The organism is Streptomyces sp. NPDC026538 (genome assembly GCF_055567535.1).
On sequence record NZ_JBVHQG010000017.1, the window covers coordinates 74,625 to 87,174 of the forward strand.

General features: G+C 71.6%; 13 protein-coding genes and 1 riboswitch. Of the genes, 2 read left to right on the forward strand and 11 right to left on the reverse strand.

Translation table 11 applies throughout. From position 1 onward, the window contains the following. Positions 1 to 70: 70 nt before the first annotated feature. From ACZ4N4_RS43240 to ACZ4N4_RS43275, 8 genes are all read right to left on the reverse strand, one after another. Entirely contained in the window at positions 71 to 526 is a 456-nt protein-coding gene (locus ACZ4N4_RS43240) for a PH domain-containing protein (protein ID WP_453576521.1), read from the reverse strand. Between the two features lie 14 nt (positions 527 to 540). Continuing rightward, a complete protein-coding gene (gene hisG, locus ACZ4N4_RS43245) occupies positions 541 to 1,389 on the reverse strand; it encodes an ATP phosphoribosyltransferase (RefSeq protein WP_467599596.1) in 849 nt (282 codons plus the stop codon). Between the two features lie 46 nt (positions 1,390 to 1,435). Further along, on the reverse strand, positions 1,436 to 1,708 hold the full coding sequence (locus ACZ4N4_RS43250) for a phosphoribosyl-ATP diphosphatase (protein WP_030946750.1): 273 nt from the start codon (positions 1,706 to 1,708) through the stop codon (positions 1,436 to 1,438). 34 nt (positions 1,709 to 1,742) lie between these two features. Next, positions 1,743 to 2,228 (reverse strand): 6,7-dimethyl-8-ribityllumazine synthase, encoded by a 486-nt coding sequence (ribH, locus tag ACZ4N4_RS43255; protein WP_351933793.1) that lies wholly within the window; start codon positions 2,226 to 2,228, stop codon positions 1,743 to 1,745. 22 nt (positions 2,229 to 2,250) lie between these two features. After that, positions 2,251 to 3,594 (reverse strand): bifunctional 3,4-dihydroxy-2-butanone-4-phosphate synthase/GTP cyclohydrolase II, encoded by a 1,344-nt coding sequence (locus ACZ4N4_RS43260; protein WP_467599599.1) that lies wholly within the window; start codon positions 3,592 to 3,594, stop codon positions 2,251 to 2,253. After that, positions 3,591 to 4,241 carry a nicotinamide riboside transporter PnuC gene (gene pnuC / locus ACZ4N4_RS43265; protein ID WP_467599602.1) on the reverse strand — a complete coding sequence of 217 codons (651 nt, stop codon included), beginning with the start codon at positions 4,239 to 4,241 and terminating at the stop codon, positions 3,591 to 3,593. Before pnuC ends, ACZ4N4_RS43260 begins: the two co-directional genes overlap by 4 nt. After that, positions 4,238 to 4,843, reverse strand: coding sequence for a riboflavin synthase (locus ACZ4N4_RS43270; RefSeq protein ID WP_467599605.1), 606 nt, complete (start codon positions 4,841 to 4,843; stop codon positions 4,238 to 4,240). The genes pnuC and ACZ4N4_RS43270 overlap by 4 nt, the downstream gene beginning before the upstream one ends. A 156-nt stretch (positions 4,844 to 4,999) precedes the next feature. Beyond that, positions 5,000 to 5,130, reverse strand: a riboswitch (FMN riboswitch). Positions 5,131 to 5,393: 263 nt separating this feature from the next. Next, positions 5,394 to 6,731, reverse strand: a complete 1,338-nt coding sequence (locus tag ACZ4N4_RS43275) for an ROK family transcriptional regulator (protein WP_467599608.1) — start codon at positions 6,729 to 6,731, stop codon at positions 5,394 to 5,396. Positions 6,732 to 6,855: 124 nt separating this feature from the next. On the opposite strand from ACZ4N4_RS43275, the gene ACZ4N4_RS43280 reads away from it, so the two are divergent. Continuing rightward, positions 6,856 to 8,070: an MFS transporter gene (locus ACZ4N4_RS43280; protein ID WP_453576505.1), complete on the forward strand. Its 1,215-nt coding sequence runs from the start codon at positions 6,856 to 6,858 to the stop codon at positions 8,068 to 8,070. Here the strand turns inward: ACZ4N4_RS43280 and ACZ4N4_RS43285 are convergent. Both ACZ4N4_RS43285 and ACZ4N4_RS43290 read right to left on the reverse strand, forming a co-directional pair. Continuing rightward, positions 8,030 to 8,488 carry an acyl-CoA thioesterase gene (locus ACZ4N4_RS43285; RefSeq protein WP_453576502.1) on the reverse strand — a complete coding sequence of 153 codons (459 nt, stop codon included), beginning with the start codon at positions 8,486 to 8,488 and terminating at the stop codon, positions 8,030 to 8,032. The genes ACZ4N4_RS43280 and ACZ4N4_RS43285 overlap by 41 nt on opposite strands. Positions 8,489 to 8,576: 88 nt before the next feature. After that, positions 8,577 to 9,845 (reverse strand): alginate lyase family protein, encoded by a 1,269-nt coding sequence (locus tag ACZ4N4_RS43290; protein ID WP_467599611.1) that lies wholly within the window; start codon positions 9,843 to 9,845, stop codon positions 8,577 to 8,579. Between the two features lie 166 nt (positions 9,846 to 10,011). On the opposite strand from ACZ4N4_RS43290, the gene ACZ4N4_RS43295 reads away from it, so the two are divergent. After that, on the forward strand, positions 10,012 to 11,391 hold the full coding sequence (locus tag ACZ4N4_RS43295) for a uracil-xanthine permease family protein (protein WP_453576497.1): 1,380 nt from the start codon (positions 10,012 to 10,014) through the stop codon (positions 11,389 to 11,391). Here ACZ4N4_RS43295 and ACZ4N4_RS43300 read toward each other — a convergent pair. Next, a complete protein-coding gene (locus tag ACZ4N4_RS43300) occupies positions 11,370 to 12,506 on the reverse strand; it encodes a glycoside hydrolase family 6 protein (protein ID WP_467599695.1) in 1,137 nt (378 codons plus the stop codon). The genes ACZ4N4_RS43295 and ACZ4N4_RS43300 overlap by 22 nt on opposite strands. Positions 12,507 to 12,550: the final 44 nt, after the last annotated feature.

Consider the following 12,550-nt stretch of genomic DNA (forward strand, 5'->3'; position numbering starts at 1 on the left):
CAGATTAATCAAGACAGGGCCCACAACGGCAGTGTGGACGACCCCGAGGTGGCCCCGAAGTTGCGTGATTTCAGCCCTGGTGCTGCTCGGGGTCGTGGATCGCGTGGGCCTCGGCGAGGGCCCGCAGGGCCTTGGCGTCGGCGATGGCGCGCTGCTTGGCGATGCCCGGCTGGATGCCGAGCGCGGGCAGGCTGGTGCCGTCGCTGAGGTTCAGGAACACCCACGGGTCACCCGGGCGGAGGTTCACCTGGACGATCTCCGCCCACTCCAGCCGCCGCTTGCTGGCGATGTTGACGACGGTGACCCCGGACTCGTCGGCGACCACCTTCACCCGGGCCAGCTGGGCCAGCGCCCAGAAGATCAGCGCGCCGGTGAGGACGAAGCTGAGCTGCTCCCCCGGGCCGAGCTGTTCGAGGAGCAGCGCGACCCCGGAGATGGTGGCGAACATGGCGGCGCCCGCGGTGAGCAGGATCACGCGGGTGTGGCCCGGCCGGAAGGTGACGGGAAGGGAAGGAAGCTCGGACATCTCTCGCGGGCGTTTCAGAGGCGGCAGGCGTGGATGGCCGTGGTCAGGATGGCGCGGGCGCCGATGTCGTACAGGTCGTCCATGATCCGCTGCGCGTCCTTGGTGGGAACCATGGCACGGACGGCGACCCAGCCCTCGTTGTGCAGCGGGGAGACGGTCGGGGACTCCAGGCCCGGGGTGAGGGCGACGGCCTTCTCCAGCTGCTCGACCCGGCAGTCGTAGTCCATCATCACGTACGTCCGCGCGACCAGGACGCCCTGGAGGCGCCGCAGGAACTGCTGGACCTTTGGTTCCTCGATGTCGGCGCCGGCCCGGCGGATGACGATCGCCTCGGAGGTCATGATCGGCTCGCCGAAGACCTCCAGACCCGCGTTGCGCAGCGAGGTGCCGGTCTCGACGACGTCGGCGATGACCTCGGCGACACCCAGTTCGATGGCGGTCTCGACGGCGCCGTCCAGGTGGACGACGGAGGCTTCGACACCGCTGTCGGCGAGGTGCTTGGCGACGATGCCCTCGTAGGAGGTGGCGACCGTCTTGCCCTTCAGGTCCGCCAGGCCGTCGGCCGCGCCCGGCTTGGAGGCGAAACGGAAGGTGGAGCGGGCGAAGCCGAGCGGCAGGATCTCCTCGGCGTGGGCGCCGGAGTCGATGAGCAGGTCACGGCCGGTGATGCCGATGTCGAGGCGGCCGGAGGAGACGTAGATCGCGATGTCCCGGGGACGCAGGTAGAAGAACTCGACGTCGTTGACCGGGTCGACGATGCGGAGTTCCTTGGACTCCCTGCGCTGCCGGTAGCCGGCCTCATGCAGCATGTCCCCCGCAGGGCCTGAGAGGGAACCCTTGTTGGGGACGGCGATGCGCAGCATGAGGTCGGCTTCCTTTGCTCGAAAAGGGGGATTTGTCGGAAAGGTTCTACAGGTGGGCGTAGACGTCGTCCAGCGAGATTCCGCGGGCGACCATCATCACCTGGACGTGGTACAGCAGCTGCGAGATCTCCTCGGCGGCTGCTTCCTTGCCCTCGTACTCGGCGGCCATCCAGACCTCGGCGGCCTCTTCGACGACCTTCTTGCCGATGGCATGGACCCCCTTCCCGACCAGCTCGGCGGTGCGGGACGTGGCGGGGTCGCCGTGGGCGGCCTTGTGCTGGAGCTCGGTGAAGAGCTCCTCGAAAGTCTTGTTGGACATGGTGAGCGCCAGACTACGCCAAACGCGGCGTCGCTCAGTGCCAGGGTTCAGATACTGAGCGGAGGGTGGCCGCCGTCGCGACCGCCGCCGTCACCGCCTCGTGGCCCTTGTCCTCGTTGGAGCCCTCCAGGCCGGCCCGGTCCAGGGCCTGCTCCTCGTTGTCGCAGGTGAGCAGGCCGAAGCCGACCGGGACACCGGTCTCGACGGAGACCTGGGTGAGGCCCTGGGTGACGCCCTGGCACACGTACTCGAAGTGGGGGGTGCCGCCGCGGATGACGACGCCGAGGGCGACCACCGCGTCGTAGCCGCGGCCCGCGAGGACCTTGGCGGCGACCGGGAGCTCCCAGCTGCCGGGGACCCGCAGCAGGGTCGGCTCGTCGATCCCCAGGTCGCGCAGGGCGCGCAGGGCGCCGTCCACCAGACCGTCCATCACCTTTTCGTGCCACTGGGCCGCGATGACGGCGACCCGCAGGTCGCTGACATTGCGTACGGACAACTCCGGTGCACCCTTGCCGCTCACGTCTCTCCTCAGTGCTGTTTCTTTACTGGTTGCCGCAGCCGGACACGGCGGGGGTGTCCAGCCAGGGCAGGTCGTGGCCCATCCGGTCCCGCTTGGTGCGCAGGTAGCGGAGGTTGTGCTCGCCCGCCTGTACGGGCATCGGCTCCCGGCCGATGATCTTGAGGCCGTGGCTGAGCAGCGCGTCGCTCTTGTCGGGGTTGTTGGTCATCAGGCGCACGCTGTGCACGCCGAGGTCGGCCAGGATCTGGGCGCCGGCGCCGTAGTCCCGGGCGTCTGCGGGCAGGCCGAGTTCGAGGTTGGCGTCGAGGGTGTCGCGGCCGCGCTCCTGGAGTTCGTAGGCGCGCAGCTTGGACAGCAGCCCGATGCCGCGTCCCTCGTGTCCGCGCAGGTAGACGACGACACCCCGGCCCTCGTCCTGGATGCGGTCCAGGGCTGCGTCGAGCTGGGGGCCGCAGTCGCAGCGGGCGGAGCCGAAGACGTCTCCGGTGAGGCACTCGGAGTGCACCCGGACCAGGACGTCCTCGCCGTCGCCGATCTCGCCGTGGACGAGGGCGACATGCTCGACGCCGTCGGTGGTGGAGCGGTAGCCGTACGCCGTGAAGGTCCCGTGCTTGGTGGGCAGGTTGACCTCGGCCTCGCGGCGGACGGTGGGCTCGGCGGAGCGGCGGTAGGTGATCAGGTCGGCGATGGAGATGATCGTCAGGCCGTGCTTGCGGGCGAACGGGATCAGCTCGGGGAGCCGGAGCATACGGCCGTCCTCACCGGCGATCTCGACGATGGCACCGGCCGGGCGCAGGCCCGCGAGCCGGGCCAGGTCGACCGCGGCCTCGGTGTGGCCGTCGCGGGTGAGGACGCCGCCGGGCCGGGCGCGCAGCGGGAAGACGTGGCCGGGGCGGACGAAGTCCGTCGGCTCGGCGCCGCCGCTCGCCAGCAGCTGGAGCGTGGTGGCGCGGTCAGCGGCGGAGATGCCGGTGGTGACACCGTGCGCGGCGGAGGCGTCCACGGAGACGGTGAACGCGGTCTTCATGGACTCGGTGTTGTCGTCGACCATCTGCGGCAGCTGGAGCCGGTCGAGTTCGGCGCCCTCCATGGGGGCGCAGATCAGGCCGCGGCACTCGCTCATCATGAACGCGATGATCTCGGGGGTGGCCTTCTCGGCGGCGATGACGAGGTCGCCCTCGTTCTCGCGGTCCTCGTCGTCGACGACCACGATCGGGCGGCCGGCCGCGATGTCGGCGATGGCCTGCTCGACCGGGTCGAGGGTGAGGTCCTCGACGCCGTCGGTGCGGTAGAGAATCGGTGGGACAAGAGGGACGGCGCGAAGCGTCTCGTGTGGGGTGGTGGCGGGCGACGGGTGGGCGGTCATGCGGGTGCCCCTTCCAGAGCGGGCCGCGAGCCCTGGCGGGAGCGCAGCCACCAGTCGCGCATGCCCCACAGGACGAGCGCGCCGTAGATGACGTAGACGAAGCCGGAGAAGGCATAGCCGTTGGCGAAGTTGAGGGGGACGCCGACCAGGTCGACCAGGAGCCAGGCGATCCAGAACTCGACCATGCCGCGGGCCTGGGCGTACATGGCGACGACGGTGCCGACGAAGATGTAGGCGTCCGGCCAGGGGTCCCAGGACAGGGACGGGTAGGCCTTGAAGAGCAGGGCGACGGCGACGGTGCCGACGGCCGCGGCGGCGACCATCGCGCCGCGTTCGCGCCAGGTGGCGAACCGGGGGGCGATGTGGCCGTCACCGCCGTCTTCGGCCCGGCCCTTGTTGCGGTTCCACTGCCACCAGCCGTACAACGCGACGACCATGACGACGGCCTGCTTGCCGGCGCTGCCGGTGAGGTGGCCGTAGAAGGCGCCGAAGAGGATGAGGCCGGAGGCGAACTGGACCGGCCAGCTCCACAGGTTGCGGCGCCAGCCGAGGGCGAGGGCGACCAGGCCGAGGATGTTGCCGATCATGTCCGACCAGAGGATGTGCTGGCCGAACAGGACGAAGGCCTCGGAGTTCAGCCAGTTCACCGGCCTGCTCCCCGCGTGTTCGCGAGCAGGCGCTCCACGTACTTGGCGACGATGTCGACCTCGAGGTTGACCGGGTCGCCGGGCTGCTTGCGGCCGAGCGTGGTCAGGTCCAAGGTGGTCGGGATGAGGCTGACGGTGAAGTAGTCGGGGCCGGCCTCGACGACGGTGAGGCTGATGCCGTCGACGGTGATGGAGCCCTTCTCGACGACGTACCGCGCGAGGTCGGCCGGGAGCGAGACCTTGACGATCTCCCAGTTCTCGGAGGGCGTGCGCGCCAGCACCTGACCGGTGCCGTCGACGTGGCCCTGCACGATGTGGCCGCCGAGCCGGGAGCCGACGGCGGTGGGGCGCTCCAGGTTGACGCGGGAGCCGACGTCCAGCGCGCCGAGGGAGGAGCGCTTGAGGGTCTCCTGCATGACGTCGGCGGTGAACTCGTCGCCGTCGTGCTCCACGACGGTCAGACAGACCCCGTTCACGGCGATGGAGTCGCCGTGCTGTGCGCCCTCGGTCACTACGGGGCCACGGAGCCGGAAACGGGAGGCGTCGCCGAGGTTCTCGACGGCGGTGATCTCACCCAGCTCTTCGACGATTCCGGTGAACACTTCCCGGGTCCTCCTGCCTCAACGGGGCACGGACTCCGGGGCCTGTCGACGAACGACAGAAAGGACGGAAGAGCACACCGGGAGCGACGCCGACAAGGTCCCGTCCGTCACGGACGAGACCAGATACGGCGGCGCGCACAGATACATGCTCGCCCGCCGCGCACTGCCTCCCATCCGGACTTTAACCGTCGGTCCAGGAATTTCACCTGGTCAACCGGCCGCTGGAAGCGGACGGGTCGCGGACTATAACCGCCGGTTCGGAGTTTCACCGACCCCGGAGTGCGCTGCTTCTGGTACACGGCCAGTCTGCCACGCCCGGGAGTGGTCCATGCAGGGGAACCGTGTGGGCTGCCTCACAGACTGGGTCACTGGACTTGCCTGACGGGACGTCATATGCGCGAGCGGCGCCCAACGGGCCCTCGGACCAGGCATCTTGACTCGATCCGCAGCTATTGACCCTACTGGTCTAGTCCATTTATCGTTCGAGCGAGCCCGGCGGCGGTGACGACGGCCCTTGCCCGTCGCCGGGTCACCCACCAGGCCGGTCAGGTCAGCGGTTTTGCGGCGCGAACAGTTCGTCCTGCGCGCGCTCCCGGGCCGTCAGAAGCGCTCCGCGCAGCACGGCCCCGCCGCCGAGGGCACTCGCGCGCACCTCGGTGGCCAGCGGGGACATCCGGCGCAGCCGCTCCTCGACGCGGGCGGCGAGCGCGGCGCCGCCGGCCGAGCCGATCTCGCCGCCGAGGACCACGCAGCCCGGGTCCAGGACGGCTACGACGGCTGCCACGCCTACGGTGATGCGGTCGGCGAGGGCGTCGAGGAAGCGGGCGGAGTCTGCCGGGTGGGGTTGGCGGGCGTCCGCGGGTCCGATGTGGCTGGTCGCGCAGTTCCCCGCGCCCCTTCGGGACGCTGCCGAGCCGCTGTCAGCTTCACGGCGCCCTCGGGTCATCTCATCGTCCGCGTCCGTGCGCCGCGCCGCCTCCCCCACCAGCCACGCCGCCGCGGGCTCGGGACCCGTCAACCCGGCCGGGTCCAAGCCGTGTTCCTCGGCCAGTTCGGTGATCGCGGTCGCGCCCACCAGGGAGTGGTAGCCGCCCGCGCAGTCCGTCGCCGACGGCAGTGCGCGGGTGCCCGGCACCGGCAGGAAGCCGATCTCGCCCGTGCCGCCGGAGGCGCCCCGGCGCAGGCAGCCGTCCAGGACGACGGCGGCGCCGCAGCTGTGTCCCAGCCAGAGCAGCACGAAGGTGTCGCGGTCGCGGGCGGCGCCCTCCCGCTGTTCGGCGAGGGCGGCCAGATTGGTCTCGTTCTCGACGCTGACCCGGGCCTGCGGGAACCGCTCCTGCACGGCGGCGACCAGCCGGCGGTGCCAGGCCGGCAGGCCCGCCGAGTCGCGGAGTTCGCCGCTCGCCGGATCGATGAGCCCCGGCGCCCCGATGCCGACGGTGTGCAACCGCCCGCCGCCGGCGGCCCCCGCCTCCTTGATCGCCCGTTCGACCAGTTCCACCGCCTGCTCGACGGCCGCCGCCTCCCCCGCGGCCGCCTTTCCCGCCTCCGGCCCGACCGGCACCGTCCCTTCGGCCAGCACCCGCCCCACCAGGTCGGACACCAGCACCGAGACGCTTTCGGTGCGCACGTCGAGGGCGGCCAGACAGACCCGGTCGGCGACGATGCCGTACAGCCGGGCGTTCGGTCCCCGGCGCTGTTCGCCGGACTCGCCGACCACCGCGATCAGGCCGGACTCGGCGAGCCGCTCGACGAGGTCGGCGACGGTGGGCCGGGACAGCCCGGTCAGCTGTTTCAACTGCCCTGCCGTCAGCGGGCCTTCCTGCTGGAGCAGGGTCAGCGCGAGCCGGTCGTTGATGGCCCGGGCGGTGCTCGGTGATGCGGGCATGACGGGCATCCTCCCAGATCGACGCGGCCCAGGACGGCCACATCGCTCCCTATCTATCAGGCAGGGTCCCTGATAGTTTACGGCGCGGCAGCGGGGCGGCACCCACCCGGGGAGGGGCAGGACCATGAAAGACGTGGACCACGAGCAGCACGAGGTGAAGCGGGCGCGGTACGCCGTGGCGGCCGTGTTCACCGTGCACGGTGCCGTCACCGGCTCGTTCGCGACCCGGGTGCCCTGGATCCAGGACCATGCCGGCCTGAGCGCGGGCCAGCTCGGCTTCGCGCTCGCCTTCACCGCGTTCGGCGCCTCCTGCTCGATGCCGCTGGCGGGCCGGATCAGCCATCGTTTCGGCAGCCGTACGGCGCTGCGCGGGCTGATCGCGATGTGGACGCTGTCGCTGGTCCTGCCATCCCTCGCGCCGAACCTGTACACGCTCTGCCTGGCGATGTTCGCGTACGGCGCCAGCGCGGGCATGGCCGACGTCGCGATGAACGCGCTCGGCGTGGAGGTGGAGCGACTGCTCGGGAAGTCGATCATGTCGGGGCTGCACGGCATGTGGAGCGCGGGGGCCCTGATCGGCTCGGCGGCGGGCACCCTCGCCGCACATCTCGGCTCGGACGCCCGGCTGCACTTCGCGCTGGCCGCCGCCACCCTCACCGCGCTGGGTGTCCTGGCGGCCGGCTGGGTGCTGGACGTACAGCCCGCCGAGGACGAGGAGCCGCCGCCGCGGTTCGCGCTGCCGCCCCGGTCGGCGCTGTTGATCGGCGCGGTCGGCTTCTGCGCGGTGTTCGCGGAGGGGGCGAGCCTGGACTGGTCGGCGGTGTTCCTGCGGGACCGGATGGACAGTTCGGCGGGGCTCGCGGCGGCCACCACCACGGGGTTCATGCTGACCATGGCGATCGCCCGGATCAGCGGGGACGCGGTGGTGAACCGCTTCGGCACGGTGCGTACCGTGCGCGCCGGGGGTGTGCTGGCCGCGCTCGGCGGGCTGCTGATCGTCCTCGCCGGGCATCCGGCGGTGGCCATGACCGGGTTCGCGCTGATGGGCCTCGGCATCGCCGTCGTCGTACCGCTGTGCTTCGCGGCGGCCGGGCACGCCGGGCCCAACCCGAGTCAGGCCATCGCGGGCGTCGCGACCATCACCTACACGTCGGGGCTGGTCGCACCCAGTCTGATCGGCGGGGTCGCCCAGGCCACCAGCCTGGTGGTGTCGTTCGGTGTGGTCACGGCGCTGACCTGCGGTCTGGTGGTGTTCGCGGGCGTGCTGCGGGCAGGGGAACGCGGGGTGCGGGCGGAGGTCAGCCCGCCGGCCGCAGCAGTTCCCGACCCGCGGCCCTGAAGCGCTCGCTCCAGGGGGCGGGGCGCAGGGTGGCCGCGTCCAGCCGGACCAGGACCCGGGTGCCGTGCGCGTAGGTGGTCGCGCCGTCCACCGAGCAGAACCGGAAGCCGTAGGTCAGGCCGGTGTTGCCGAGCCGTTCCAGCCAGAGGTGGACGGCGTAGGCGCCTGGCCGGGTGACCGGCGCCTCGTAGCCGATCCGGAGCTCCTTGACCGCGTTGCAGGCGTCCTCGGCCGCGGCCCAGTCGCCCTCGAAGGCGAAGCCGTGTCCCTGCCAGAGCTCGGCCCAGGCCCGCTCGACCATCACCGGGTAGCGGGCGTTGTGGAGCAGCCCGAGCGCGTCGAGGTCGTCGAAGTGGACGGTGACGGGGATCAGCCGGCCGTAGGAGAGGGCGGGGGCGGTCGGGGCTTCGGCGGTCACGGGTGGGGCTCCTGGGCGTTTGCTGACATTGCGCTGACCTTCAGCTGACGCCAGTCTAAGCGAGCGCTCAGGAGCCCCGTCGGCGGCCTCAGCCCGCGATCGAGTCGAGCTGCTCGGCGGCCGGCCGCAGCGCCCAGAGGTCGCCGCCGGGCGGGGCCTCCAGCAGTCGTACCGCCCGCTGGGCCGCCTTGTCGCCGGCGTCGGCCGCCGCGTGGACGACGTCGGACGCCGCGTAGCGGTAGAACTCCAGCTCGGGATGGGGCCACGCAGTGGCCCCGGTCGCGGCGGGCAGCAGATAGTCCACGGCCTTGAACAGGCTCTGTCCGTCCGGCCCCCGGTAGGTCCAGAGGTTCACCCCGACATGCCGGCCGATGGCCGCGAGCCGGGTGTAGGCGACCAGGTCGAAGGTCGAGTAGTGCCAGCTCCTGGTCCGGGCCAGCTCCTGCGGCTGACTCCCGTCGGCCGCGATCTGCGGGGCGATCCGCCTGGCCCGGGCGTCCAGCACGGTCTTCTTCGCCAGTGCCCTGTCGCCGGTCGCGTAGGCGAGGGCGGCGAGCTGCATGTCGTAGAAGGTGCCGTGGTTGTTGGCGGCGGCGCCCTCCTCCTTGCCGAAGGCGCTGTTCTCCAGCCAGTCCCGGAAGTCCGTGTTCCAACTGCGCATCCCGGCACGGTCCCCGGCGCTCCAGCCGGGTGCGCCGGTGGCGAGGATGGCGAGGGCGTCGACCACGCTCGTGTACGACTGGGAGAAGTCGATGATGCCGATGGCGCGGCCGTCGTACTTGCACGGGATGAACTGGGCGTGGTCGAGGTTCGGGTTCATCCGGGTCGCCGGGTCGAGGAACCAGGTGCGCAGGACCTGTCCGGCCTTCTCCGCGTACTGCCGCTTGCCCGTGTAGTACCAGGCCAGGGAGAGGTCGTAGGTCGAGTCGAAGACCTTCTCGACGTCCTGGCGGTCAGTGCCGGTGTCGACCTCGGGATTGCGCTGACCGTCGCGCTGGACGTAGGGGCAGCCCCAGGGGTTGTCGGCGGTGGGTGTGGTGGTGGGCCACCAGTAGGGGGCCTGACTCAGGTAGTCGTGGACGTCTCCGCCGGGCGCGGGCTTCGGTTTGTCGACGACCGTCCAGGGGCCCTGGCCCAGCCAGGCGTCGGCGCGGGCCGTCAAGTCCTCGACGGCGCGTCGGAGTCGGGGGTCGCCGTGGTCGAGATCAGCCTTGGTCCGCTGGAGGCGAGCGCCGTCGAGCACGGCGGTGTCGGGCGCCTTCGGTGCCCTCGCGGTCGCATGGGCGGAGGGGACGAGGACGGCCCCGATGGCCGCCAGAGCCGTCAGGACGAAGGCCGCGCGGGATCTTCCACTCATCGAGCACTCCGATCAGACAGGAAGCAGCCGAAAATCAGATACGTGAACGTGGTTCACGAGTGGGACCGTGCGAGCGTAGGACCGCCAGGTAGCCATGACAATGGTTCGGACCGTCTTCACGTACGAAGCCGTCCTCACAGCACTTCGAAGAAAGCGAACCCCCACCATGGATCTCGGCGTGCGCTGGAAACTGCACGGCGACGGGCGCACGCCCGCGCCCGGAGCGGTGGTACGCCCCGACGAACGGCTCTCCTGGCCCCGTACGATCGGGCTCGGCGCCCAGCACGTGGTGGCCATGTTCGGCGCGTCCTTCGTCGCCCCGGTGCTGATGGGCCTGGACCCCAACCTCGCCATCATGATGTCCGGCGTCGCGACCGTGATCTTCCTGCTCGCGACCCGTGGCCGGGTCCCCAGCTACCTGGGCTGTTCCCTGTCCTTCGTCGGGGTCGCGGCCGTCATCCGCGCCCAGGGCGGCACCAGCGCCACCGTGACCGGCGCGGTCTTCGTGGTCGGCGCCGTGCTCTTCCTGGTCGGACTGGCCGTCCAGCGCTTCGGCGCCCGGATCATCCATGCCGCGATGCCGCCGATCGTCACCGGCGCCGTCGTGATGCTGATCGGCTTCAACCTGGCCCCGGTGACCGCCTCCACCTACTGGCCGCAGGACCAGTGGACCGCGCTGCTGGTGATGGCCTTCACCGGTCTGGCCGTCGTCTGTCTGCGTGGTTTCTGGTCACGTGTCGCGATCTTCCTGGGCCTGGTCTTCGGATACGTCCTGTCCTGGGCCCTCGACCGGATCTTCGGCAGGATCCACTCCACGGGCCCGGGCGGCAAGGTCACCGACCACTGGCGGCTGGACCTCTCCGGTGTCGGGAAGGCGGACTGGATCGGGCTGCCGTCCTTCCACGGACCGTCCTTCCAGTGGTCGGCGATCCTCGTCGCCCTCCCGGTGGTGATCGCCCTCGTCGCGGAGAACGCCGGACACGTCAAGGCCGTCGGCGAGATGACCGGCGACCCCCTCGACGACCGGCTCGGCACGGCGATCTCGGCGGACGGGGTCGCCTCCATGCTCTCCACCGCCGTGGGCGGGCCGCCCAACACCACCTACTCCGAGAACATCGGCGTGATGGCCGCGACCCGGGTCTACTCCACCGCCGCCTACTGGGCCGCCGCCGGCTTCGCGCTGCTCTTCGGCGTCTGCCCCAAGTTCGGCGCGGTGGTGGCCGCGGTCCCGGGCGGGGTGCTCGGCGGCATCACCGTCATCCTGTACGGCATGATCGGACTGCTCGGCGCCCAGATCTGGCTGCACGCCAAGGTCGATCTGCGCAACCCGCTGAACCTGGTCCCGGCCGCCGCGGGCATCATCATCGGCGTCGGCAACGTCAGCATGAAGTTCACCGACAGCTTCTCCCTCAGCGGCATCGCCCTCGGCACACTGGTCGTCATCGTCGGCTACCACGTCCTGCGCGCCCTCGCCCCCGCCCACCTCAAGGGGCCGGAACCGCTGCTCGACGAGGGCACCAGCTCCTACGACGACGCCAAGTCGTAGGCGTACGACGGCGTGAAGGTCCCGGCGGCACCCTTGCAGCCGTCGGACTCCCCCGGCAGCTTCACCCACAGATAGGCGTCGATCCGCGCCTGACCGGTGTGGAGCGTGGGCGCCTGCCCGATCCGCCGCCCCGCCGGGTCGCACCAGGCACCGTTCGCCGGGGGGCCGTTGCCGTTGCGGCTGGTGTCGATCACCGCGCCGAGCGAGGCCGGGCCGCCGAGGGCGCCGAGCACCTCACGGTCGTAGGCGATCTCGGCGGCGGTGGTACGGAAGTTGGAGACGTTGCTGAAGATGCCGTCGCCCGACCTGGCTCCGGCCTGCCGCAGCAGGGCCGCCTGCCGGGCGGGCGGGTTCCAGCCGGAGTGCCCGGCGTCGTAGTAGACCTGGGTCCTCGGACCGGCCGCCTTGAGCACCCGGCCGGCGCGCGCCAGCGCGGCGAACCGGGCGGCACGGCGGGCGGCGGAGAGGCACCCGGCCTGGGCGACGGAGTCCGGCTCCAGGATCACGATCACCTCGCCGGAGCCGAGCCCGCGCGCGAAGGCGTCGATCCAGCGGTCGTACGCACGCAGATCCGGCGCCCCGCCCTGCGAGGCCCCGCCGCAGTCCCGGTCCGGGATCGCGTACGGCACCAGCACCGGGACGCGGCCCTGGGCGGAGGCCGCCGAGGTGACGGCGCGGACGCGCGAGGCGACGGTCGCCGGGGCGAAGTCGGCGAACCACACGGCGGCCGGCCGGCCGGCGATGCGGTTCGCGATGACGGCGGCGCGCGGATCGTCCGGGTGGGCGCGGACCCAGTCGGCGACCTGCGAGTCGGGGTGGCGGTACAGGCGGGGCGCCTGCTGCCCGCGCACCGCGGGAGCGGCCGGCGTCGCCGTGGTCCGCCGGGAAGTCGGTGCGGGCTTCGGGGCGGACGGCGTACGCGACGGTGCCGTCTCCGGTGACACCGAGTCCCGGGGCACCGAACCCGTCGTACGCACCGCCGTCGTACTCTCCCCTGTCGTACGCACCACCGCCGGCCCGGCCTGACCGGCTCTCCCGCCGCCGTCCTCGCCGAGCGCCGAGAGCATCCCGGTCGCGGTGCCGACGGCGGCCACGACCGAGGCGACGGCGAGCACGACCGCCCGCCTGCCCTCACCGCCGGGCCGGGCATGTGAGCCAG